A 24,751-nucleotide genomic window follows, 5' to 3' on the forward strand; every position below is an offset into this window, starting at 1 on the left:
TACCCCTCTCTAAGCAACCATTCTAGATAACTTATACCTGTAGGGGTATAGGTTTGCTATCGGATGCTCCTTATTATCAAGGCAAACAGATAATAAGGAGGTGTAATGAACAACCCAAGAATTAATCAAAGTAGACTCTGGGATAGCCTGATGGAAATGGCTAAAATTGGTGCTACAGAAAAAGGAGGCTGTTGTCGTCTTGCTCTGACTGATATTGATAAACAGGGACGTGATCTATTTATTGACTGGTGTATTAAAGCTGGTTGTTCAATTCATATTGATAAAATGGGTAATATATTTGCTCGCCGTGAAGGCAGTGAACAAAGAGTTGCAGCTATTGGCACAGGAAGTCATTTAGATACACAACCTACTGGTGGTAAGTTCGATGGTATTTATGGTTGTCTTGCAGGTCTAGAGGTGATTCGTAGTTTAAATGACCAAAACATCACAACCAGTCGTCCCATTGAAGTGTCTGTTTGGACTAATGAAGAGGGCTCGCGTTTTGCTCCTGCTATGGTTTCTTCTGGAGTATACAGTGGAAAATTTGATTTAGAATACGCACATCAACAAATAGATAGTGACGGTATCAGCATTGCAGAAGCTTTGCGTGCAATAGGGTACATGGGAGATGATGAAGTCGGGCAACGTGACCTGCATAAGTTCTTCGAGTTACATATCGAGCAGGGCCCAGTACTAGAGCAAGAAAATAAACAAGTTGGGATCGTTACGGGTGTGTTAGGCATGCGCTGGTATGACGTTACCCTAACGGGTACCTCTGCACATGCCGGCCCAACACCAATGAGTTACCGTAAAGACGCTCTTTATGCTGCAACACAAGTGTTTAACGAACTTTATCAAATTGCTGAAAGAGGTGAAGCTGAAGGTGCGCGTTGTACAGTGGGTGAGTTAGCTATAATCAAAGGTTCACGCAATGTTATTCCCGGAGATGTAACCTTTACACTAGATTTACGTCATGCTGAGTTAGCGGGTTTATCTGACTTAGAAGTACAAGCGAAACAAGTTATTAAAAACGTGGCAGAAAGCACTGGTGTAGAAATTAAGCTTGATAATATTTGGGATAGTCCTCCTGTTGCCTTTAATGATGCTTGTATTGCCGCTGTTAGTCATGCCGTAGAAAACTCTGGATTAACTTACCAACGCTTAGTCAGTGGTGCTGGACATGACGCTGTTAATATCGCCAGTGTAGTGCCAACCTCTATGATCTTTATCCCCTCTATTGGCGGTATTAGTCACAATGAATCAGAATATTCTAGCCCAGATCAAGTGGGAGATGGCTGTCAGATTCTGTTTGATGTGATACTTAATGAAGCGAATAAATAAAGGCGCTAAATAAACTAATAAACAAGAGAAAATTTAATAACCAATCACCTCTTGTCTATTAACTACTTTATAACTAGCTACTATTTACCAACATAAACTTCATATGTGTTGAGTTGGTACCTGAATAAATTAATCATTTAACATGGAGTATGGAATGAAAAGTTACTCACAATGGCAAGAGATGGCCAGCTCAATCAAATTTAACACGGATGCTTTTATCAATGGCACATTTGTTCCTGCGCAATCAGGGGAAACATTTTCATCAATTAACCCTGCTACAGGAAATGTACTTGCTGAGGTAGCAAGTTGTGATAGCGAAGATGCCAACATTGCTGTAGCAGCAGCGAAGCAGGTATTTGATTCTGGTACTTGGTCTAGAAAGCCTGCTTTAGAGCGCAAAAAAATATTATTAAAGTTTGCCGATTTAATCGAACAACATACCGATACCTTGTCATTAATTGATACCCTAGATATGGGGAAACCTATTTCAGATTGCGTTGGCTTTGATCTACCTAATACAGTAGAAACATTTCGTTGGACTGCCGAAGCAATTGATAAAGTTTATGGTGAAATTTCACCGACTAATACTAACAGTATGGCGTTAATGACCCATGAGCCGATTGGGGTAGTAGCGGCGATTGTTCCTTGGAACTATCCATTAATGATGGCTAGTTGGAAAATTGCTCCTGCATTGGCGGCAGGTAATAGTGTCATTTTGAAACCTTCTGAGAAATCGCCATTGAGTGCACTGTTTTTAGCAACGCTAGCAAAAGAAGCTGGTATTCCAGATGGTGTTTTTAATGTTTTACCTGGCTTTGGTCATACAGTCGGTAAGGCACTTGCCTTACATAATGAAGTTGATGTGATCACCTTCACTGGGTCTACCAAGGTAGCGGGTCAGTTAATGGGCTATGCTGGGCAATCAAACTTAAAACGGACTTGGCTTGAGGCTGGTGGTAAATCACCTTGTATTATTTTTGCCGATTGTGAAGATTTAGAAGCTGCTGCGTTTGCTGCTGCATTTGGTATCTTTTCAAATCAAGGCGAAGTGTGTATTGCTACTTCACGGCTATTAATAGAAGAGTCTATTAAAGATAAATTTATCAGCTTATTAGTAGAACAAGCGAACAAATTTATTCTTGGTGATCCCCTTAATCCAGAGACCAATATGGGCGCTATTGTTGACCAGCAGCACCTTGATAATATTCTTAGCTTTATTGAGTCTGGCGTTAGGGAAGGGGCTAATTTATTGTACGGAGGTAAACAAGCCACAGTGGATGGTCAAGGCTGTTTTGTACAACCAACTATTTTTACCGATACGCAACAAAACATGAACATTGTTGAAAATGAAATCTTTGGACCTGTTGTTGCTGTGAATACTTTTACAACATGGGAAGAAGCTGTTCGCTTAGCAAATGATAGTAAGTATGGCTTAGCAGCGGGGGTCTGGACTGATAACCTGAAAAAAGCACATAAAACAGCACGCGTATTGCAAGCGGGTATGGTATGGATAAATAATTGGGCTGGCAGTGATTCGACAACACCTTTTGGTGGTGTGAAACAGTCAGGCAATGCACGGGATAAATCTCTTCATTCTATTGATAAATATACTGAGATGAAAACCACTTGGATTGATTTAAGCTAATAGTCGTTAATAATACTGTTACTCATAAAAATCCCCCCTAATGCATTCATTAGGGGGGATTTTTTGTTAGCAGCCTTTATAAAAACCTATCAGGGAATACCGCGGATAGGTTTAGGAAGAGGAGCAATTTAACTAACTATTTTTATCTACCACGCTATTAAATAAACGAGTAAATTTATCTAAACCTTCATTAATAATCTCGTTTGAAATAGTTAATGCTGGTAGGAAGCGGATAACATTACCGTAGAAACCACAGGCAAGAAGTACTAAACCATGTTCAGCAGCATTAGCAATAATAGCTTGGGTTAATGCGGTGTTTGGCTGTTCAGCATCACCATTTTTAACAAACTCAATGGCTATCATTGCACCTTGATTTCTGACATCTAGAATGACGTCAGGATGCTGTTGTTGTAATTGACTTAAACGTTGATGAAACAAATCACCTATCTCAACAGAGCGTTGTACTAGGTTTTCTTCTTCGATTACCTCTAAAACAGCTAAAGCAGCCGCGCAAGCAACTGGTGAACCACCATAAGTACCGCCTAAGCCACCAGGCAGTGGTGCATCCATAATCTCGCTTTTACCTACAACTGCTGAAATCGGGAAACCGCCAGCAATACCTTTGGCCATGGTCATTAAATCAGGTTCAACACCAGAATACTCAAATGCAAACATTTTACCAGTACGGCCAAAGCCAGTTTGAATTTCGTCTGCAATTAACATGATCCCGTGTTGGTCACAAAGCTCACGTAATGCTTGCAGAAACTCAGGTGGGGCCACGTAAAAACCACCTTCACCTTGAACGGGTTCAACAATGATAGCAGCTACATCAGTAGGGCAGATATCTACCTTAAATAAGTTGTTTAATGCTTTAAGTGAATCTTTAACAGATACGTCATGACGATCCATAGGAAAAGGCGCATGGAAAATATCAGAAGGGAACGGACCAAATAAATTTTTATAAGGTGTTACTTTGCCTGTTAATGCCATGGTTAAATTCGTACGGCCATGGAACCCCCCATTAAAAGCAATGACACCACGACGACCAGTATGTGCGCGGGCAATTTTCACACAGTTTTCCACTGCTTCAGCACCCGTGGTCACAAAAATTGCTTTTTTAGGTGAGTTACCTGGTGCTGCTGCTGTTAGTTTTTCCGCTAACGTGACTGCAACTTCATAAGGATTAACCATGACACATGTATGGCTAAATTTATCGATCTGTTGTTTTGCGGCCTCAACAATTTTGGGATGGCTATGGCCGGTATTGCAGACTGCAATTCCAGTCCCAAAGTCGATATAACGTTGACCTTCAACATCCCACAGCTCAGCATTTTTAGCATGCTCTACATATATTGGATAAATGTTGCCTTGCCCACGTGCGAAGGCTTGTGTTTTTCTACTTTGTAAACTGCTGTTTGTCATGTTCATCTTCCTGATAGATAAAGAGTTTGGCTATTTATAGTTTGTATTGTCAGAGAGTTTGCTTGGCTTATTTATCTAAACCACCCATACATAAATATTTAATTTCTAAGTAATCATCTAAACCATATTTTGATCCTTCGCGACCACTACCTGATTGTTTGATACCACCAAACGGTGCTGCAGCATTAGAAATCATTGCTTCATTAATACCAACCATGCCGTATTCTAAACCTTCTGATACACGCCATACTCTGCCAATATCACGAGAATAAAAGTAAGCGGCTAATCCGACTTCACAGTCGTTGGCCATTGCTAACACTTGATCTTCATCTTCGAATGCAATGATAGGAGAAACAGGACCAAAAATTTCTTCGCGAGCAATGGGCATTTGGTTGGTCACATTAGTTAAAATGGTGGGTTGGTAAAAAGTATTACCTGCGCTATCTCGTTGACCGCCTAATAAAACCTTAGCACCTAAAGCAACAGAATCGGTTACTAATTTCTCAACGCCATCAACTGCACTTGAAGAAATCATTGGGCCAATGTCTACGTCTTTTGTTAAGCCATCACCGATATTTAGACTGGCAACGGCTGTTTTAAATTTTTCAGTAAACTCTTCTAATACCGAACGTTGTACAAAAATTCGATTAGTACAAACGCAAGTTTGACCTGCATTACGGTATTTAGAAGCCATTGCTCCTTGCACTGCTGCGTCAATATCTGCGTCATCAAAGACGATGAAAGGTGCGTTACCACCTAATTCCATTGATACTTTTTTTACCGTTGAAGCACATTGTTCAATTAATGTTTTACCCACTGCTGTTGATCCAGTGAAAGTGAATTTTGCAATATCAGGATGCTGCGTCAACACTTTACCCATCCCTCTAGAGTCATCACCTGCAACAACATTGAATACGCCTGCTGGAATACCTGCGCGCTCTGCTAATTCAGCCATGGCGAGTGCAGAAAGTGGTGTTAATGCCGCTGGGCGAACGACAAAAGTACAACCTGCCGCTAATGCAGCTGCTGCTTTTCGTGCAATCATCGCATTAGGGAAGTTCCAGGGTGTAATAGAAGCGACAACACCCACAGGCTGTTTAACAACAACAATACGTTTGTCACTTGATGGACCTGGAATAGTATCGCCATAAACGCGTTTGCCTTCTTCTGCAAACCATTCTATAAATGCTGCACCATAGCCAATCTCGCCTTTTGCTTCAGCAAAGGGTTTACCTTGTTCTAAGGTTAGAATACGTGCAAGGTCATCTTGATGTTGAATCATTAAATTGAACCAGTTTCGCATTAAAGTACAACGCTCATTAGCTGATTTTGCCGACCACTTTTTTAATGCTTTTTTAGCTGCTTTTACGGCAAGTTTAGTATCTGCCACACCAGCATTGCATACCTTTGCAAGTTCTTCGCCTGTTGCTGGGTTGGTCACGCTAAAGAATGAATCGCTGCTATGCCAACTACCATCGATGTAGGAAAATGTTTTGAGTAAATGCTTATCTTGTAATGCGTTCATGGTTATCTCCAAGCTTATATATGTTTAAAAATGCTTAACAGTTTGAACTGGCCACTAGTCTCATTGGCGAGACTTGCTCTGTGAGCTTATTGAATAACAATTTAAAATAAGGTTAAATACAAAACTTTAAACAATAAGTTTGAAGCGAGTAAAACTATGAAGAAGTCGTCGATAATTCCTAAACCTATCGCAGAGTATGATTTGCGTTTACTACGGATCTTTGTTTCTGTGGTCGAGAATGGAGGATTTTCTGCCGCCGAATCTGCTTTAGGGATCACCCGTTCTACTATTAGTATTCATATGTCTAATCTTGAAGAACGTATGAAACTGAAGTTATGTTTGCGTGGCCGCGGTGGTTTTGCTTTAACTGAGGATGGGCACACTGTTTATCGCGCAGTGATTAATCTCTTTGATTCCTTGAATGATTTTTCATTATTAGTTGGCTCATTGAGTAATGAATTAAGCGGTGAGTTAGTCATTTTATGTGCTGACCAATTAAATCAAACAACGCAAAATAAATTATCTCAAGTGATTAAAATAATTCATCAAGATTCACCAAACTTACACCTGGTATTAGACAGTGAACCTATCGCTAATATTGAAAAGTCATTATTAAAAGATAAAGCACATATTGGTTTATTTCCTGGATATCAACAAATAGAAGGCTTGACCTACCAACATATTACCGATGAGGCTGTTTATTTATGTTGCAGTAAAGATCATCCTTTTTTTAATAAAGTTGATACTGTAATTAGTGCTGCTGATTTGGCTGAGGTACCTGCCATTCATCCTGGGGTGGATATTGAGCCTTCTGGTAGTGAGCAATTGAAAAAATTAAACCTAATGGCCAAGTCGTATCAATTTGATACACGTAAAGCGATGATTATGTCTGGAAGTTACATTGGGTTTATGCCGCAAAGTTATATTCAGGAGGAATTAAATCAAGGCGAGATGCGCATCATTCGCCCTAGTGAGATAACTTACCCATTTAATTTATCTTTAGTGGCTAAAAAAACACCCCGTGAAGCTAATAAAGTTGCATTACTGACCGAAGTATTTAACCGAGTTTTTAATGAGGTTTAAGTTACAATAAAGAGAGAATCGGCATCAATAAGGCAAATAATTCAGCTTGTGAGCTGATATTACATTTTGCATAAAGTTGTTTACGAAATACTTTAACTGTTTCCTTACTAATATTTAAATTAAGGGATATCGAAAGCGAGGAATGGCCTTGTAATATATACAGCGCAACTTCCGCTTGTCTTGGACTGAGACTAATATCATGTTGTTCTTTTAAGGTCGCTCTTAGGCGTTGGGTGACTGGTTGCAGGACAATATTTATGCCCTCTTTAGGTTTATAGTGTCGCCAATGGAATGCACATAATCTTGACAATATAGTTTCGTAGGATTTAATTCTTTTCAGCTCACCTTTACTAAATTGAACGCCGCTACTCTCATCTCTACCAAAACAGACTGTTAAGGTTGTTTCATGAGCAATCCCATAAAACAGAGCAAATTCATCCACTAAGGTAGTGTTACTGTAATATTGTTTGAAGTAAGTCGTTTGTTTGAATTGGTCTGGCGCAAGATCAAAGATACGATGAATACCTGATTGTATTCCTCCTAATACCCCTTCATAGAAAGGATCTAATAAATAAGCCGCTTTAACATAGTAGTTATCTACTTGATTATAAACGTTGTCATCATTGCTCTCTCGATATAACCCTTCGGGATTGTGATCTTTATGATAAGCAATGATGATCATGTTATCGAAAGTGACAATCTTACTTACAAAGTGACTTAATGCTTCAGGAAAGTTCGCGGTATCCAAGTGACGCACTAACTCGCCTAATGCCTTATCTTGCTTGCTTTGCAGGTTGCTGGTTATTTGCATTCCTTTACCTAATCAAATAATTAAATTATGTATATTTATTAAACCATACCACACTGGGGTTATATACCCCTTACTGAACAAGTTTTATGATTAATTCCATAATATTCGGGTTATGTTTTTGTTTGATGGCTAAATAAAGTTGAAAAAGGAACTTATTATGACGACTGCAATATCGCTTAAGTCAGTGACCAAAAAGTTTAAAGACTTTCAGGCTCTCAATGAAATATCTTTTGATATTCAAGAGGGAGAATTCTTTACACTACTTGGTCCTTCAGGATGTGGGAAAACGACTTTATTGCGCCTATTAGGGGGATTTGAACAAACCAGCACAGGTGTTATCGAGTTGTTTGATGAAAAAATAGAAAACCTGCCAGCCAATAAACGTCCAATTAATACTGTATTTCAACATTATTCACTTTTTCCACATTTAACCGTCCATGAAAATGTGCAATTTGGTTTAAAAATGCAAGGTGTTGCAAAAGCGGAAAGAGTTAAACGTGCCGACGAAATGTTAGCACTAGTACAGCTTGAAAAATTTGCTGACCGTAAACCTAATCAATTATCTGGTGGACAACAACAACGAGTTGCCTTAGCGAGAGCCTTAGCACCCAGACCAAAATTATTATTATTAGATGAACCTCTCTCTGCATTGGATCTTAAATTACGTCAAAACATGCGTTTAGAGTTGAAAAAAATTCAGCAACAAACAGGTATTACATTTGTATTTGTGACCCATGATCAAGAGGAAGCATTAACCATGTCGGATCGCATTGCTGTCATGTCAGCAGGGCACTTACAACAATTAGGCACACCATCAGAAATTTATGAAGAGCCAGTAAATGAATTTGTAGCTGATTTTATTGGTGAAACAAATCTATTAAACGTTAATGTGTTAAAGAAAGGAGAACATTCTGCTGATGTCACTATTCAGGCATACGATACAGAGCACCACGACAGTGCTGTTATTCAGGTACCTTACTTTAATCGACTATTTTTAGGCCCAACTGCAAAGTTATCAATCAGACCTGAACGTATTACGATTGGCCCTTTCACCGGAGAAACCCCACTCACTGCGATTGTTGAACAAAGCATTTATATGGGGACTGATACACAATATATTGTGACTCTTAATACGGGCTGTGAATTATTAATACGTAGTCAAAATATTACTAGTGAGAAAAAGACTTTTGAGCAGGGCGATAAAGTAAATATTAGTTTCGATCTATCTACAGCTCGTTTAATTAGGGGGTAGGGATGTTGAATATATTTAAATTATCAAAAGAAGAGAAAGTGCGTTATGGCCTGATTTCTCCCTCGATGTTGATGATCGGTTTTTTCCTACTGATACCCATCTCAATTGTATTTGTTTATTCATTTTTACAACCGGGTACATACGGCGGAGTGGAATGGGTATTTTCATTAGATGCTTATAAACAGTTTTTATTTCAAGAAGATTTTTTAACTGAAGAGCTACAATTTACTTCTGCATACTTAGAGATTTTTGGACGTTCGTTTTTACAAGCCGCCATAGCCACCTTACTGTGCTTTATGATTGGTTTTCCTACCGCTTATTTTATTGCCACAAGGCCTGCTAATACTCAAAGCTTATGGTTATTTGCAATCACTATCCCTTACTGGGTTAATTTATTAGTACGTACCATTGCCATGTTATTCATTATTAGAGATCAAGGTCCGCTCAATGAGTTTTTAATGTACTTAGATTGGATCGATACGCCTATCAAATTAGCTTACACTCCGTTTGCCGTATCACTAGGACTATTCTATTCCTTCTTGCCCTTTATGGTTTTGCCAATTTATACCGCGTTGTCTCGTTTTGATATGTCACTTTTAACTGCTGCACATGACCTTTATGCAAGTCGTTGGGCTGCACTTAAAAATGTACTCATACCAAGTGTATCGAATGGTATCTATGCGGGTTGTTTATTGGTATTTATCCCTTCAATTGGCTCATTTATTGCGCCAGATTTATTAGGAGGTGGGAAACAATTAATGATAGGTAATTTGATTGCATTACAATTCCAAGGTTCACGTAACTGGCCATTTGGTGCAGCCATCGCGATTATTCTATTAACCATCATACTGATCACTTTACTGATTTTCTCTCTACGTAAAAAAGGAGAGCAACAATGAAACACAGCATAAGTTATTACCCGGGTACTAAACCAATCACCATATTATGTTTATTTATTTTGTATACGCCACTTATCGTTATTAGTTTGTATTCTTTTAACTCGTTACGTTCGATTACTACGTGGGGAGAGTTTACATTTGATTGGTACATAAAAGCATTTAGTAACCCTGCTATTCAAAATGCCACGATGAACTCTTTATTAATCGCCGTCTTAGCCTCTTCAATTGCGACATTAATCGCACTTGCTGCAGCGATGGGGATGTTAAGAGGTGCACCATTAAGAAAGCAAAAAATAGTCGTGGGAGTGACCAACTTACCTTTGCTACTGCCGGAGATTGTAGTGGCAGTAGCAAGTTTAATCTTCTTCATTGCTATCGATATGACCTTGGGATTAGGAACGATTTTATTAGCTCATATTGTATTTTGTATTCCTTTTGCGTACTTGCCTATTTCAACACGACTAAAGGATATCAAGCAGAGTTTTGATGAAGCTGCCTATGATTTATACGCCTCACGCTGGCAGGCATTCCGTCATGTTACTTTGCCAATGGCTATGCCGGGTATCGTCTCTGGTTTGATGCTTGCGTTTGTTGTTTCTTTAGATGACTTTATCGTCGCTAATATGGTTGCTGGACCAGGCTCAAGCACTTTACCAATGACCATTTACAGTATGTTACGCATTGGATTAACACCAGAAATTAACGCTATATCGACTATTTTATTATTGATTTCAATTTTGTTTGTTACTGCCTCTTGGTGGTGCAATCGTTCAAGTAAAAGTACTACATAAACTAAATGAAAGGAGTTCTATTATGTTAAAAGTAAAAGGTATATTTCCCTATAAAGCAAAAGTATTGGCAATGGCTGTTACGGCGAGTTTATTAGGGGCAACAGCAGCTAATGCTGCAGGGCAATTAAATATTTATAACTGGTCTGATTATATGGATCAAGCGGTATTAGATAAGTTCTCTAAAAAGTACGATATCAAGATAACTTACGACACATATGATAGTAATGAAACATTGTTGTCTAAATTAAAGTCTGGCGTTACGGGCTATGATGTCGCTGTTCCGGGCGATTATATGGTTAAAATTATGATTGATGAAGGGTTACTTGAAAATATCGAAGCGTCTAAATTAGATAATTTTAGTAACGTTAAGGAAGAATTAATAGATGTTTATTATGATCCTGGTCATCAATATTCAGTACCTTACCAAGCTGGTACTACGTCATTTGTCGTTGATAAAGCAGTGTACGATGGTGATATTAATACCTTAGATATTTTATTTAATCCACCTGAGGAGCTTAAGGGCAAAATTAACATATTCCGTGATGTGAACGAAGTCATTAATGCAGCACTTCGTTATAAAGGTTATGAAATTTGTAATAGTAATCGTCAACAATTAAGTGAAGTAAATGATCTGTTAAGCGAAGCGAAAGAACACTGGTTAAGTATTGCGTCTGATGGTGCAAAAGAGATGTTGATTTCAGGAGATGCTGCCGCATCAATGTCATGGAATGGTATGGCATTGCAAGCACGTTTAGAAAAACCAACCTTAGAGTATGCTTATCCTAAAGAAGGGATGACAGCATGGGCCGACAACCTTGTTGTGTTAAAAGGATCAAAAAATATTGAGAATGCAAAATTGTTCTTAAACTTTATGCTAGACCCTGAAAATGCAGCCGCTATTTCTAATGTCACAGGTTATACACCCGGTGTGAAAGGTGCTGACGCTTACCTTGTAAAAGAGTTTAAAGGCGCGCATGAATTAAACCTTCCTGAAGGTACTGCAACACCACAATTTGTACCACCATGTAGTCCTGAAGTCGTTAAATTATATGACCGCTTATGGACTAACTTATTAAGATAGTTTGGCTGGTATGGTGGAATAGCTGAGATGTTAATCCACCTTTACTTCAATTTATAAAATGGTTCTTCACTAATTACCTTGCAAGAACGTCTAATTCATCAATAGGGAAAAGTAAAATGGATAAATCATTATTAAATGCAATCCTCAAAGCTGTAGAAGATAGGCGTGACAATATTATTCATGAATTAACTGACTTAGTGTCTTCTGATAGTACTTTAGGTAATGAACAGCATGCGCAATCTATTATTAAAGAAACCTTTATAGAGTTAGGCACCGAAGTTGAAGAGGTAACTATTGACCTTGAAAAATTGGCTAGCTTACCAGGTTTTTCGCCACCAGTGACTCATGATACTGATGGTCGAGTTAATGTAGTGGGCATTCATAAGCCTAAAAATACAGTGGGTAAGTCACTTATTTTAAATGGCCATATGGATGTTGTTCCTACTGGACCACGTCACCTTTGGGAAGTTGATCCTTTTTCACCACATGTACAGGGCGACTGGTTTTATGGGCGTGGTAGTGGCGACATGAAAGCAGGAATTGTTGCCTATTGTAATGCCTTTGCAGCATTAAAAGATTTAGGCTATCAACCTGCAGCTGAAGTTATTTTACAAAGCGTAGTAGAAGAAGAGTGTACCGGTAATGGCGCACTAGCGTGCCTAGATGCTGGTTATACTGCCGATGCGGCTGTTATCCCTGAGCCTTTCGGGCAGTCTTGTCTTGTTGCTCAATTAGGGGTGATGTGGTTTCAGTTAAAATTAACAGGTAAACCTGCACACGTACTCGATACTTCAAATGGTAGTAACGTATTTGATTCGCTATACGTGGTGACAAATAAATTAAAAGCATTAGAAGAAGAGTGGAATAAACACGAGCATCGTCATCCTTGTTATAGCGGACATGATCATCCTATCAATTTTAATCTTGGTAAAGTACAAGGAGGGGACTGGGCTTCAACGGTTGCTTGTTATTGTGAGGCTGATTTTCGTGTGGGTTTTTATCCAGGAATGTCGCTTGAATATGTTAAAGAAAAATTACAACAAACTATTAACGAAGCGGATGTTGCAAGTGATATCAAGGTTGAGCTTTGTTATACAGGTTTCCAAGCTGAAGGTTGTGCCATCGAAGAAGAGGCTCCATTAATTGTATCAATCAAAGAAGCACACCGCATTGTCGCGAATAAAGATTGCGAAACATTAGCTGTAACTTGTACAACTGATGCACGTTTCTTTCAGTTATATGGAAACACACCTGCTACTTGCTATGGTCCTGTTGCTGAAAACATACATGGTTTTAATGAGCGAGTATCTATTAACAGCACAGTACAAGTTGCACAGGTCTTAGCTGTGTTTATTGCTAACTGGTGTGGTTTAGAGAAAATATAATTAATGGTAATAAGTTATAGATGCTTATGCCATCAGCAGTAAATAGTGCTTAATCGGCTGTTTCTGATTAAAGTCATAGCCAACATCTCAGGGAGTTTTTGTTGGCGATAATAAGGTAAAAACTATGTTAATGTTCGAAAGAATAGAGGATAAGCATCATCCTGATTTTGAAAAAGCTTTTGCAATTTATGAAAAGAGCTTTCCGGTTTTTGAAAGAAGAGCGAAGTATGATCAGGTCGCTGCTTTAACTGACAGTGAATACCATTTTATTGTTATTAAAAAGGTAGAAGGGGATCTGTTAGGAATTTTACTCACGTGGAATAAAGAAGATTTTATTTATATTGAGCATTTTGCTATTACGCCTTTAGCAAGGGGGAAAAGTTTAGGGACTCGTACTTTAAAACACCTTAAGAAGGTTGCAGATAAAACCATTTTGTTAGAAATAGATCCGCCCGTGGATACCGTCTCTAAAAAGCGTAAAGCCTTTTATCAGCGCCTTGGTTTTGTGGTTAGCGATAAAGAGCATATCCACCCATCCTATCGTAATGAGACTGAGCCACATTCGCTAGTCATTATGTCTTACCCAGAATTAACAGAAGCACTTTATGTTAGTTTTCAAAGCAACTTAACCAATCAAATTATGCAATATTCAGAGATTGATTGCTAAGCAGATAAAGATTGAATTGCTCAGGTTTTATTATGTTTATGGTGGCAGTTCAAGAATGAATCTGCCACGTAAATTAAACATTAGATGATCTTATATCATTTTGGCCATATAGAATGGAGCTTATTTAATAGTGACTGTTGCATCACTTACCCACGTTTCTGTTATCGCTTGATCTTTTTTATCAGCTAAGTAGGCTCGTATACTCACCGGGTTTTTATTAACCTGTTTATAGTCAAAGGTTAATCGCCATTGTTTTGTACCGACAATCGGGTAAGCGCGTATAGGTTCTAGAATTTCACCGTTGCTGGCTTCAACAATAGGTTGAATCTCACTGTCTCGATCAAGCCCTTCCAGCACAGGCCCTTCAAAATCAATGACCATTTTATTGATGTCTTCAGGTATTGGTTGCCCTGGAATTCCGCCTAAACCTTGTCGAGTACTGACTACACTTGCTAAGGCTTGTGATTTTGGATCTAGTGGACGCCACTCAATATCATAGGAAAAACTAAACTCATCGCCTTTACGAGCGGGTTTCTCAGGTACCCAGTAAGCAACAATATTATCGAAGGTTTCATCCTTTGTTGGAATTTCGATTAATTGAACGGCACCTTTACCCCAATTTCCAAGAGGTTTAATCCAAGCTGAAGAGCGCTTATGGTAAAATACGCCGTCGTCTTGGTAGTGATTGAAATTACGATCTCTTTGAATGAGTCCAAATCCTTTTGGATTTTCATCGATAAAACTATTGGTGGATACTGACTTCGGGTTATTTAGTGGACGCCAAATATGTTGCCCTGTACCTGTGTGGATAGCCAAACCATCACTGTCGTGAATCTCAGGGCGCCAGTCCTTAGCGATGGTTTTATTGGTTTCTGAGTACCAATACATACTGGTTAACGGTGCGATGCCTAATCGTTCAACATCTGCACGCATATATAAATTAGCGCTCACAGAGGTAATATGCCCTTTTGCATTTTTGTTATCTTTACTTAAGCCAAAACGATAGGCTCCAGTAATGGAAGGCCCTACAAGTAATGCCCAAACCGACAAGCTTTCTCCTTCTTGTTCTGCAGGGCCAAGCCAAAATGCAGAAAAACGCGGGAACTCTTCAGGTTGGCTCATGCCTGTATTGATGGCAATACCTCTGGCTGATAACCCATATTGCCTTTCAGGACCATCGGTACGAAAGTAGGATGCACCAAGAAATGATATCCAATCAGGCTCCATCTTCGGACGCATGATTCTGAAGCCTGCAAATCCAAAGCCTTCAGGTAGGTCGTGGGCTGGGCTATCAGCCGGCATATCAAAAAATTCATTGTTAAAAGGTACGGATTGAACCCAGTTTTTATTGTCTCTGATGTAGATTCTCACTGGGTCTGGAAAATATCGTCCGGGGTAAAATAATTGTACGGGCGAATTTTTCCCACTTGGGTAGAGGGTTTTTTCATTCTTAAAACTTATTTTCCAGTGTTGGTCATAAGTCATTTTATCGATTAACTCTGGGGCAGGGTTGACCGATGGAGAGTAAGGTTTGCTTGCAGCCTCTTTGGCAAGTGCTTTTAAGTCTTCGAAGGTAAACTCCCTTCCATCTAACACTTCTGCTGCCGAGGACAGCATAGAGATAGAAGCTGATGTAAAAATAATGATGACGGCAAGTAATTGTGATTTCATAAAAACTCCAATAAGTTGACTCTAAAACGTGCGTGTTTTCCACACTTCATTTATTAACTCTCTGAACTATTTTAGAAATAGCTTTAACTAAATATGTGTTTTTAAATAATGATCATGTTTGATAGGTTTATCTCGCTAAAGCCGACAATGCTTTAAATAAATCAGGTGTTGCCAGTACATAGGCTTGCTCCTGTTTATTAAGGTAACTAACTGCTTCAGCTACATTTTTTGCATCGGATATTTTCATTGTGGCTGTGGCTTCAATGATATCGACTTGTCCAGCCTTTCTAATGGGAATTGCGTCGATTACTGCGAGGTGACGTGCATACCATTTAGGATCTGAAGCCATTCGAGCTAAATCAGGAGCATCATTCACCGACTGCTCATAAATACTTCTTGCTTCATTCATTGCTTTTAGAATGTTTGGCTCTGCTTTTTCATACTGTGTGGACAATATTCTGCATCTTTTAATAAAATCCCCAACGGCCCATGATCCTGTAAACATAGATAAAGGTACCGATAACAACATGCCGATGATGGCAGGTGATAGCCAAGCTAATAAAGCTAATGAGTTGAGGTAACCTGCAATGGTGAGTAATAGTCCTGCAATCATGTGCCAACGGTGTCGGTAAATTAGGTGTTTAATGGGCAAGCTACCATCGTCACGTCGTTGCGGATTCCAACCTGAGTCTTGACCCATTAAAATCGACAAAACAGCGCCAGTATGAATAAGCATCATAATAGGCGCGACCATCGCTGATAAAATAACTTCTACAATAAAGCTGATGATTAACATGAAAAAACCACCGCAGCTTTTTCTTAATCGGCCATCAATTATGTAGGAAATCAAGCCTAAGGTTTTTGGCGTAAACAGTATCACCATGGTAAAAGCAAATAAGCTTAAGGCGCGAGCCGCATCCATTTGTGGCCAAGTTGGAAATAATGAAAATTCATCACCAAAGTATTCAGGGCGAATATATTCCGCCTGTAATGACAGTGCTAAACCAACAAGAATCAACATCAACCATAATGGGGAAGAGATGTAGGACATGATCCCCGTTAATAGATGCGAACGACTCACCCAATGTAGACCCTTTGCCGTAATAATACGACCATGTTGAAGGTTACCTTGGCACCAGCGACGGTCACGAATAGCTAAGTCAGTCATAGAGGGAGGGCACTCTTCAAAAGAGCCATAGAGATCCGCTGCAATGGTAACACTCCAGCCTGCTCGTCTAATTAAAGAGGCTTCAACAAAATCATGACTTAAAATATGACCACCGAAGGGTGGTGCACCTTTAATACTGGGCAAACCAGCAGCAGACATCAGTGCTTCAGTGCGAATAATGGCATTATGTCCCCAGAAATTGCCTTCTTTATCACTCCACCAAGCAAGACCACCACCAACAACAGGGCCATAAACACAAGAGGCAAACTGTTGTAATCTTGCCATTAATGTTGTGCCGTTAATCAGTTGTGGTATGGTTTGAATCAAACCCGCATCGGGATCTGCTTCCATACGACGAGCTAATTCCAACATGGTATCTGCTTCCATCAAACTATCAGCATCTAGCACTAATAGGTGATCGTAATTTGCTCCCCAACGAGTACAAAAATCTGTAATGTTACCTACTTTTCTGGCTGTATTTTTTTGACGTCGGCGGTAATAAACATTGATATCCTTGTCTAATCGCTCGCGCAGCTGGTGAAAGCAAGCTTCCTCTTTTAACGCAACCTCTGGGTCTGTGGTATCGCTAATAACAAACCAGTCAAAGGCATTGGTTTCTTCTGATTGATAAATAGCCGTTGCCATCACTTCAATAGAGGCATAAATACGGTCAGGGTCTTCATTATAGGTTGGCATCAATACCGCAGTGCGACCCACTAATTGATTGGTTAAACGTTTAGGCTTGCTACGGCGTTGTTTGCACACTAAAAAGAAGCCAACAATCGACGCACTGAAAGAGATGGTGATCCAACTAAAGGTTAAGGCGAATAAAACCAGAAATACATATTGGATAAAGGTCATGTTATTGGCCCCTAGCACCGCATGCATTTCATTAATGCCCCAAACAGACAATAACAATGATGACCCTAGCACGACCCATCTTCTTAGCACTTGAGAACTAACCCCATTAGGATTAACGCTAGCCCGTTTACTGCTGGCATCAAACTGCCTTAATGACTGAATAGGCATCTCTTTGAAATGCTCATCTGGCATGCCAGGTTCCACGGATTTCCACACTGATTGAGCTGCATTTTTATCTATTATTTTGTCCATTGATACATCCAATTTTCCGCTTTTCTACCATCGGTAAACTGTAAGTCCAATCTCAATTCAATTAATTCTGCATCAAGTGGATCAAGTTCAAAAGTGACGCGGTATCCATTATTGTGGTTTTTAGCGACAACCACGTTATGGATTTCACCCGCTGTATTTTCGATGTGCGCAGTAGGGTTTTGATTGTTGGTGTTGTCAGTTGGATTTGGAAAACGGTAGTCAATAACAAACAAACGTTTTTCAGTTGGACCATTAATACTTGCTCGACCATTTCGTGTTGCTTCAACGATCGCTTCACCTTTATTCGCAGAGGGAGCTTGTCCCCACAATAAACGATAAGCAAAATGGTATTCCGAGCCTGCAGGTATCACCTCGTTAGGTGCCCAATAAGCAACAATATTATCGTTAACTTCAGAGTCTGTTGGGATTTCAACTAATACAACAGAGCCTCTTGCCCAGTCTCCCAAAGGTTCAACCCATAAACTAGGACGTTGCTCATATTTAGCTTCTAAGTCTTGAAAATTATTAAAATCACGGTTGCGTTGTATTAAACCAAAACCAAGGGGACCATTATCACTAAACGCACTGACCTCTAGGTTATTAGGGTTACGTAAAGGGCGCCATAATCTATCTCCACGGCCGTTAATCATCAATAATCCGTCTGAGTCGTGAACCCGAGGACGAAAGTCATCTACTTGGTCTCGGTCGTAAGAAGAAAACATAAACATACTGGTTGCGGGCGCGAGGCCTACTTTATCTAAATCTTCACGAGGAAATAGGGTGGCTTCAACATCCATCACAGTATTATCGCCAGGGCGAATAGTAAAGCGGTAAGCACCTGTGGTACTTGGACTATCTAATAAGGCATAAACAACGATCGAGCTACTATCATTGGCTGGTTTCTCAATCCAAAATGCGCGAAAAGCGGGAAACTCTTCGCCTTCAGGATCGGCAGTTTTCAGAGCCAAACCACGTGCTGATAAACCATAACCTTGATGTTTACCGAGAGAGCGGAAATAACTGCCACCTTGAAACACTGCGACTTCATCATAGTAATCTGGTGAATTTAACGGGTTATGTAAACGAATACCTGCAAAACCAACATCAGCATTAGGCAAGGCGCGTTGCATTACTTCTCCTGTAGTAAACATTTCAGGGTTATAACGTAAATGCTGTGATTGGCCATTTTCAACGATAGCTACCTCTACCGTTTCTTTAAAGTAAAAGCCGCGATGAAATAGTTGCATTTGAAAAGGTAATGATTGACTTTTCCAAATAGACGCATTTGGGTTAAAGCGGATATCTCGGTACTGGTCATAGTTTAGGTCTTGTAATTCAGCTGGTAGTGTAGAGTCAGGCTCTTGATATGACTTTTTAGCCAAATCACGCGCTAAATTAATTACCGTATTACGATTAAATTCACCATTTACTGCATAGATGATATTCGGCGTGTCTGCTGCTTGTGCACTTGGTAAAGTCTCATTAATAAAAGTGGTATCAGAGATTGCCAAACCGGGCAACAAACTGCTTACTACTATCAATTTTTTTAAAGTAAAATGACGCATGCTTGTAGATAACAATGGCATATAATTTAACTCTCCAGTGATGACCAAAATATATTAACTAATAGATGACAATAAGATGTTACTAATAAGTGGTTTACATTTTTATTTAATGTGAAACTAGGTTTATATAAATAAATAGAAAGCTTTTTTATTTGGCTATAATATGAACATTTAACATCAATCACACATTAATTAAAAGTCAATTCTCGATGGCTTTCATAATGAGAATGTTTATCGTTTAACTTGTTGTGTTTATGATGAATACATACTATTAATAAAGACTGCACATAGGTTTAATAGTTTCATTTAAAAAGTATTAAATTTAAAACTCTCGATATTTTCATTAATAACATCAAGTTAAAGTAACTAATTTGTTGTTATTTGTGCCTGGCATCATCAGGTTGATTATCATTTTTTATTTTCTTCTTGCTGTTTAGCAGCGCTATGTTGGCAATTTAGCAAATCGTATTCTAAAAATGAAAAGCACTTTTTTACCAATTAATTGGAGAGTGTTATTAATTCAATAACTAGATGTGTTCAAATTTACTATGTTAGTTTCTGCCGTTTTAGGTGTGGAGTTCATTAGCAAGAGATGAGTTTACTTACCCCGTTCAGGGGATAAGGTCATAATTTAGTGTAGTCTGTATGCTCAAAGGCACTGATCTAAGGAGAGAGGTGTTTTGTAACATGAAGGTGTGTATTTGAGCATTAAATATCAATATAGGAAATATAGACACTAGCTAATTGAACAATAGATAGTTTTAGTCATATTACTTTGAGTTTTTATTAAAAGTAAAATTTAACAGAGGTTTAGGTGTTTTAAACAAAAATAGGGTATTCGCTTGTTAAAGCCAAATATGTTTGTTGCGGTTTGAGACTAAAAAGTGGTGCTCGCTACTGGACTTGAACCAGTGACCTACGCCATGTCATGGCGGCACTCTACCAACTGAGTTAAGCGAGCTTATTAAGAAGCTGTTGAAAGCAAAGTGATTTTGCGACATCTTGGTGAGACTGTCAATAAAACTTTACTAAGTTTAGACTGTTTGATGTATTTTTGTGCGGCGAAAGGCTTAAGTGTTTATTTATCCTCCGTTTTCTGCCATTTGGCGACTTCTGATTTGGTACGCTCAATCAATTTAGGTATCTCTGCTAAGGATTGTTTGTAAATAATATTAACTCTTTTATAGCAAACGATGGTTAATAACATACCAGCTATAAAAGCTAACAAGGTTAATAGGCTCAAAATAGACAGGCCGCGCTCTTGATAAGTTTCGATCAAGCTTAGAATTTTTCCCTGTTCTAATGTCACACGAATATAACCAATTTTTGTCTGATCAGAATAAAGCTCTGCAATATGTGGAATCACACCATCAACAGCATGTGAGCCTTCATCATTCAATTGTAGTAATTCAGGTAAAGGAAGCACTTGTTCTGATTGATAAATAATTTTTCCAAATTCATCATAGATAGTTGCGTCTCGAACAATAGGATCGTCGCTTAAATCATCTATTAATAACTTTAAATCTTCTTGGTTTTGTTGGGCTAGATAGCGCGAAGCTTCAGCTGCTGCAAGGTTAGTCAATGAATAGGAAAATTTTTCTGTTTGTTGGTAACGAACACCGTTGGATTCATTTTGTAGGCTGTTAAATTGGAAAGCAATGATCGCAAATAGACACAGTATTGCGGCTATTTGTGACAGTCGTACTATCCAAAAAATTTTTTTACCCATATCTTTAACCCTTACGTTACACTATCTCTACTTGCATTATAAATTAGCAATCGTTATCTTGTGACTCATCTTTTTATTCTATTTTTATAACAGAATTTTACATCAATTAACCCATAGGCATATTACAGTGCAAACGACTATAACACTTCAACTCCCTTCAAACCCTCTTTCAATTATGCAATGGAAATCTGATTTACAGTCAATGATTGAAAATAACCATTCATTATTCTTGATTAATGGCTCAAATGATATAGCTACTCAATCTGAGTTAGTCTTAATGGGAAGAGATTTAAACACAAATACACTGATAACGTTAACTAATTTATTAATTAAGCAGTCAGTGTCTAAAGCACAATTGAACCATTTAAGCCAAGTCGAAGGGGTTGATTTAGTTAGGTTATCTTTAGATAAAACAAAAGATGAGTTACAAGAAGTGATTAAGCAGTTTGCTACTGATACGGGTTGTGACTTTGCTTTGGTAGCTAAATTACCAGATTTTTCTAAGCCGGGTTTAGTCTTAATGGACATGGATTCAACGACAATTCAAATTGAGTGTATTGATGAAATTGCACGTTTATATGGTGTGGGTGATCAAGTTTCTGCGGTAACAGCCGCTGCAATGCGAGGTGAGTTAGACTTTAATGAAAGTCTACGTACTCGTGTTGGTAAATTAGCGAATGCACCAGAAAGTGTGATTAAAGAAGTCGCTGATAATATGCCATTAATGCCTGGTTTATTAGCACTGATTGCAGGATTAAAAGCTGCAAATTGGAAAGTAGCGATTGCATCGGGGGGCTTTACTTATTTTGCTAACAGATTAAAGGAAGATCACGGGTTTGATGTTGCCTATGCTAATACCCTAGAGATTGTAGATAATACATTAACAGGTCAAGTTATTGGCGAGATTGTTAACGCAGATGTTAAAGCACGTACCTTAAATGAGTTGGCTGAACAGTTTGATATACCTATGTCTCAAACTGCTGCGATTGGCGACGGCGCTAATGATTTGGTTATGATGGCTGCTTCTTCTTTAGGCATTGCCATTCATGCTAAACCGATTGTACAAGAGAAAGCTTCTGTGGCCCTTAATCACTTAGATTTGGAAGGGGCGTTAGGCTTGTTACAAGCTTCTTTACCTTTAGCTTAGTCTTATATGTTGAGTAGCTACTTAAAAGGCTACTCAACCTTTACATTTCCCTGTGCTTGGTAACAAATCTAACAACCCACATACTTTCAAAAGCAACGGCTACAACACTTGTTCTGTTCTATCTATGACCTGTATGATTGCTTTCACATTTAATAACTCTTCTTCTAAACGCTTACTAAGGTGCATAGCATGGCAAGAGATAATATCTAATTCTGATTTAACTAATGCCAAATTAGGGATATCAATAGTGCTTAATCGATAGTGAAGTATCTGCAACTGTTCAAGTTTTTTATGTTCAACAATAAATTCACGTTTAGCAAATTCAGACTCAAAATCTTCATCTAAATAAGTTTCAATAGACCACTTATTATTATCATCTTTAATTTTTTTGACGTACAGCGTGCGTTCAAAATTGGAGACGGTTTCACCAAGATTAGTGTGTCGCAATGGCGTAACCAAGAGACGATCGAGTAATCGATTATTGGATAGCGGAATATGGTTATTTTGATTATTGCTTTTACAGTCAAAGTTAAAAATTTGTTTCAGTGCGGATGAAGTACTCGTAATTGAAGAAAAGCTAATTTTAGGCTTACCATTAATGATTGAAACATAGAAAAAAGCAGGATGTAATGCGACCTCTGCTGCCTCATGTAAGCGCGGTGTAACCGGTTGTTTATATGACTTTAATGGGATTTCGTTAAAGTGGGCAGGGTTACTTCTCACTAGTAAACTAAAGAATTGCTGCATTGTCATATAGCTATCACGTGAAGCTATTTGTAAATGATAAATATGCTTTGCACTGGCTGAAACAACGCGGTAATTAATGTTTGCTAAAGTGAACTGTTTTGTGACTTTTTGTAAATCAATAAAATTAATACTGACCAGACTACGCTTGGCAATCGCTTTAGGGGTTGCTAATTCAATCTTTAAACCAGACCCTGAAAAATCAACGACTTTCGCGGCTAATACTTGCTCTGCGACTTTGAGTTCGATATTACTTGTATAACTGTAGCGCTCTTCTTTACGTAATTCATCTGGAAATAGGTCATAAGTGGGAGTAAAGCCTTTCTCGGTATCTTTATGAACAAACTTATTGAGTAAATTGGGGTTACCTTTTTCTGCTCTTGGATCAATTTCTATCATTTCATGTGTTGCGATTTCAGTTAACGTTGCAACATGAGTGATATCATTAAAAATTTTAGGGCGCACATCCGTTAGCTTGTAATTTTTGATGGCTTCATAGGTGTATTCTTGCAGTGTTAGGTGGTAGCAGTGCCAATTAGTCTTGCTTCTACCATATTCAATAAAAAGGTGTTTTAAGCCACTTTGTTGTAGCTCTTGCTCTGTAGCAGATAGCAGATATTCTTCACCCTCTTTAATGTAGGTAAAGCTGTAAATTGTAGTGCTCATTTTAGGTTGAGACAAATCCACAAAGGATTTTAAACGTTGAGCAGTAAACAGAAAGGGCATTTGATTGGTATTATTACAACGCCATTGATTCAGAATCTCTTTATTTACTGCATTTCGCAGCATAAAAAGAATCGGCTTTTCTTGATTGCTATTTAGAAAAATCGGTAAGGTGTTTAATGCATTTAAGGTGCTATTCTTTAATGCTTTTTCACGCGCAATGCTAAAGTAATACAGTACATCTAACTTATACTTATGCTGGTTGGCACGTATAAACCCTTGAATAAATTTAACAAATTCAGGTTTGTCATCTTCTAAATTGAGGTAAAGATAAAACCCAGTTCGTTCTTGCTGCTGTTTAACTAAACGGTAGCAAATTTTACGGTTGGTGATGGCTTTGTCTTTATATTCACTGCCTAAAGCAGTAAACATGACTTTAACTAACTGCTCTTCTAAGTATTGTTCTTGTTCAGGTAATTTAACTTTAATACCAGTTACTGAAATATTAGAGGTAGCAGCTTCGATGTTGGTACCATCCGCTAATATGATACTGACCTTAGACACAAAAAACATACGTGCAGCCGCTTGCCTGCGATGATTATTTAATTCTATGTTTTCAGTGATATTTTCATTTATTTCAGTCGCACTGGCTTGTAGTGCTTTTGCATTTTGAATCTGCTTTACTTTTTGTACATGCTCGATGACATGTTCATAAGCACCGACTGTATAACCTCCGTATAGCTTAATTGCTGATTTAAGAGCTCTATTTGCCGATAAGGTAAGGTAGTGGGTGATTTCAAAATGTACATATTGATCGGTTTTTTCTATGACTTTTTCACGTAAATCGATAATCCGTGTACAAGGTTTAACAAGACGATTGAGTTCCATCTTAATTAGGAATTTATCGCTATTACTTTCCCCAAAAAATATCTTATCAAGCATGCTATTAAAATCTGGTTTATTTCTATAGGGAATCAATGCATTGATTTGAGGTTGGTAATCCTTAAAGTTCATAAATATTAGTATCTCATGTATTCGGTAAAGCGTTG

At 38.5% G+C, this 24,751-nt stretch carries 18 protein-coding genes and 1 tRNA gene; 10 read left to right on the plus strand and 9 right to left on the minus strand.

Annotated elements, in window-relative coordinates; translation table 11 throughout:
- Positions 1–105: 105 nt before the first annotated feature.
- The gene (locus tag AC0L3W_RS04325; protein ID WP_409439597.1) at positions 106–1,341 is read left to right on the plus strand and encodes a Zn-dependent hydrolase; all 1,236 of its coding nucleotides are present in this window, start codon (positions 106–108) and stop codon (positions 1,339–1,341) included.
- A gap of 154 nt (positions 1,342–1,495) precedes the next feature.
- Positions 1,496–2,986 (plus strand): aldehyde dehydrogenase, encoded by a 1,491-nt coding sequence (locus tag AC0L3W_RS04330; protein WP_409439596.1) that lies wholly within the window; start codon positions 1,496–1,498, stop codon positions 2,984–2,986.
- A 132-nt stretch (positions 2,987–3,118) separates the two neighbouring features.
- Here AC0L3W_RS04330 and gabT read toward each other — a convergent pair whose 3' ends face one another.
- The gene (gene gabT / locus AC0L3W_RS04335; RefSeq protein WP_290039309.1) at positions 3,119–4,408 is read right to left on the minus strand and encodes a 4-aminobutyrate--2-oxoglutarate transaminase; all 1,290 of its coding nucleotides are present in this window, start codon (positions 4,406–4,408) and stop codon (positions 3,119–3,121) included.
- Between the two features lie 67 nt (positions 4,409–4,475).
- Entirely contained in the window at positions 4,476–5,933 is a 1,458-nt protein-coding gene (locus tag AC0L3W_RS04340; protein WP_290039310.1) for an NAD-dependent succinate-semialdehyde dehydrogenase, read from the minus strand.
- A gap of 156 nt (positions 5,934–6,089) precedes the next feature.
- On the opposite strand from AC0L3W_RS04340, the gene AC0L3W_RS04345 reads away from it, so the two are divergent.
- Positions 6,090–7,016: a LysR family transcriptional regulator gene (locus tag AC0L3W_RS04345; protein WP_290039311.1), complete on the plus strand. Its 927-nt coding sequence runs from the start codon at positions 6,090–6,092 to the stop codon at positions 7,014–7,016.
- A 1-nt stretch (position 7,017) separates the two neighbouring features.
- Here the strand turns inward: AC0L3W_RS04345 and AC0L3W_RS04350 are convergent, their stop codons facing one another.
- The gene (locus AC0L3W_RS04350; protein ID WP_290039312.1) at positions 7,018–7,827 is read right to left on the minus strand and encodes a helix-turn-helix transcriptional regulator; all 810 of its coding nucleotides are present in this window, start codon (positions 7,825–7,827) and stop codon (positions 7,018–7,020) included.
- Positions 7,828–7,984: 157 nt separating this feature from the next.
- On the opposite strand from AC0L3W_RS04350, the gene AC0L3W_RS04355 reads away from it, so the two are divergent.
- The 6 genes from AC0L3W_RS04355 to AC0L3W_RS04380 all read left to right on the plus strand — a co-directional run bounded on the left by AC0L3W_RS04355 (position 7,985) and on the right by AC0L3W_RS04380 (position 13,902).
- Complete coding sequence (locus AC0L3W_RS04355) at positions 7,985–9,079, plus strand: ABC transporter ATP-binding protein (protein ID WP_409439595.1); 1,095 nt, start codon at positions 7,985–7,987, stop codon at positions 9,077–9,079.
- Positions 9,080–9,081: 2 nt separating this feature from the next.
- A complete protein-coding gene (locus tag AC0L3W_RS04360; RefSeq protein ID WP_290039314.1) occupies positions 9,082–9,978 on the plus strand; it encodes an ABC transporter permease in 897 nt (298 codons plus the stop codon).
- The gene (locus AC0L3W_RS04365; protein WP_409439594.1) at positions 9,975–10,769 is read left to right on the plus strand and encodes an ABC transporter permease; all 795 of its coding nucleotides are present in this window, start codon (positions 9,975–9,977) and stop codon (positions 10,767–10,769) included. The genes AC0L3W_RS04360 and AC0L3W_RS04365 overlap by 4 nt, the downstream gene beginning before the upstream one ends.
- A gap of 22 nt (positions 10,770–10,791) precedes the next feature.
- The gene (locus AC0L3W_RS04370) at positions 10,792–11,850 is read left to right on the plus strand and encodes an extracellular solute-binding protein (protein ID WP_290039316.1); all 1,059 of its coding nucleotides are present in this window, start codon (positions 10,792–10,794) and stop codon (positions 11,848–11,850) included.
- 116 nt (positions 11,851–11,966) lie between these two features.
- Positions 11,967–13,235, plus strand: a complete 1,269-nt coding sequence (locus tag AC0L3W_RS04375) for an ArgE/DapE family deacylase (protein ID WP_290039317.1) — start codon at positions 11,967–11,969, stop codon at positions 13,233–13,235.
- 124 nt (positions 13,236–13,359) lie between these two features.
- On the plus strand, positions 13,360–13,902 hold the full coding sequence (locus AC0L3W_RS04380) for a GNAT family N-acetyltransferase (protein ID WP_290039318.1): 543 nt from the start codon (positions 13,360–13,362) through the stop codon (positions 13,900–13,902).
- Positions 13,903–14,022: 120 nt separating this feature from the next.
- Here the strand turns inward: AC0L3W_RS04380 and AC0L3W_RS04385 are convergent, their stop codons facing one another.
- The 5 genes from AC0L3W_RS04385 to AC0L3W_RS04405 all read right to left on the minus strand — a co-directional run bounded on the left by AC0L3W_RS04385 (position 14,023) and on the right by AC0L3W_RS04405 (position 21,148).
- Positions 14,023–15,573 (minus strand): OpgD/OpgG family glucan biosynthesis protein, encoded by a 1,551-nt coding sequence (locus AC0L3W_RS04385; protein WP_409439593.1) that lies wholly within the window; start codon positions 15,571–15,573, stop codon positions 14,023–14,025.
- 127 nt (positions 15,574–15,700) lie between these two features.
- On the minus strand, positions 15,701–17,854 hold the full coding sequence (gene mdoH, locus AC0L3W_RS04390) for a glucans biosynthesis glucosyltransferase MdoH (protein ID WP_409439592.1): 2,154 nt from the start codon (positions 17,852–17,854) through the stop codon (positions 15,701–15,703).
- Positions 17,842–19,440, minus strand: coding sequence for a glucan biosynthesis protein G (locus AC0L3W_RS04395; RefSeq protein WP_409439591.1), 1,599 nt, complete (start codon positions 19,438–19,440; stop codon positions 17,842–17,844). The genes mdoH and AC0L3W_RS04395 overlap by 13 nt, the downstream gene beginning before the upstream one ends.
- Before the next feature lie 864 nt (positions 19,441–20,304).
- Positions 20,305–20,380 (minus strand) — tRNA-Val (locus tag AC0L3W_RS04400).
- A 117-nt stretch (positions 20,381–20,497) separates the two neighbouring features.
- Entirely contained in the window at positions 20,498–21,148 is a 651-nt protein-coding gene (locus AC0L3W_RS04405) for an AhpA/YtjB family protein (RefSeq protein ID WP_409439590.1), read from the minus strand.
- A gap of 127 nt (positions 21,149–21,275) precedes the next feature.
- On the opposite strand from AC0L3W_RS04405, the gene serB reads away from it, so the two are divergent.
- On the plus strand, positions 21,276–22,295 hold the full coding sequence (serB, locus tag AC0L3W_RS04410; RefSeq protein ID WP_409439589.1) for a phosphoserine phosphatase SerB: 1,020 nt from the start codon (positions 21,276–21,278) through the stop codon (positions 22,293–22,295).
- 99 nt (positions 22,296–22,394) lie between these two features.
- Here the strand turns inward: serB and AC0L3W_RS04415 are convergent, their stop codons facing one another.
- Positions 22,395–24,716 (minus strand): PilZ domain-containing protein, encoded by a 2,322-nt coding sequence (locus AC0L3W_RS04415; protein WP_290039324.1) that lies wholly within the window; start codon positions 24,714–24,716, stop codon positions 22,395–22,397.
- Positions 24,717–24,751: the final 35 nt, after the last annotated feature.

It is taken from the genome of Psychromonas sp. KJ10-5 (assembly GCF_055808325.1).

Coding starts and splice junctions, on each gene's coding strand:
- gabT (WP_290039309.1), bottom strand. CDS start 4,408: ATGACAAACAGCAGTTTACAAAGTAGAAAAACACAAGCCTTCGCACGT.
- AC0L3W_RS04370 (WP_290039316.1), top strand. CDS start 10,792: ATGTTAAAAGTAAAAGGTATATTTCCCTATAAAGCAAAAGTATTGGCA.
- AC0L3W_RS04380 (WP_290039318.1), top strand. CDS start 13,360: ATGTTAATGTTCGAAAGAATAGAGGATAAGCATCATCCTGATTTTGAA.
- AC0L3W_RS04385 (WP_409439593.1), bottom strand. CDS start 15,573: ATGAAATCACAATTACTTGCCGTCATCATTATTTTTACATCAGCTTCT.
- AC0L3W_RS04415 (WP_290039324.1), bottom strand. CDS start 24,716: ATGAACTTTAAGGATTACCAACCTCAAATCAATGCATTGATTCCCTAT.
- AC0L3W_RS04340 (WP_290039310.1), bottom strand. CDS start 5,933: ATGAACGCATTACAAGATAAGCATTTACTCAAAACATTTTCCTACATC.
- AC0L3W_RS04330 (WP_409439596.1), top strand. CDS start 1,496: ATGAAAAGTTACTCACAATGGCAAGAGATGGCCAGCTCAATCAAATTT.
- AC0L3W_RS04395 (WP_409439591.1), bottom strand. CDS start 19,440: ATGCCATTGTTATCTACAAGCATGCGTCATTTTACTTTAAAAAAATTG.
- AC0L3W_RS04350 (WP_290039312.1), bottom strand. CDS start 7,827: ATGCAAATAACCAGCAACCTGCAAAGCAAGCAAGATAAGGCATTAGGC.
- mdoH (WP_409439592.1), bottom strand. CDS start 17,854: ATGGACAAAATAATAGATAAAAATGCAGCTCAATCAGTGTGGAAATCC.
- AC0L3W_RS04405 (WP_409439590.1), bottom strand. CDS start 21,148: ATGGGTAAAAAAATTTTTTGGATAGTACGACTGTCACAAATAGCCGCA.
- AC0L3W_RS04360 (WP_290039314.1), top strand. CDS start 9,082: ATGTTGAATATATTTAAATTATCAAAAGAAGAGAAAGTGCGTTATGGC.
- AC0L3W_RS04345 (WP_290039311.1), top strand. CDS start 6,090: ATGAAGAAGTCGTCGATAATTCCTAAACCTATCGCAGAGTATGATTTG.
- AC0L3W_RS04325 (WP_409439597.1), top strand. CDS start 106: ATGAACAACCCAAGAATTAATCAAAGTAGACTCTGGGATAGCCTGATG.
- AC0L3W_RS04375 (WP_290039317.1), top strand. CDS start 11,967: ATGGATAAATCATTATTAAATGCAATCCTCAAAGCTGTAGAAGATAGG.
- AC0L3W_RS04355 (WP_409439595.1), top strand. CDS start 7,985: ATGACGACTGCAATATCGCTTAAGTCAGTGACCAAAAAGTTTAAAGAC.
- AC0L3W_RS04365 (WP_409439594.1), top strand. CDS start 9,975: ATGAAACACAGCATAAGTTATTACCCGGGTACTAAACCAATCACCATA.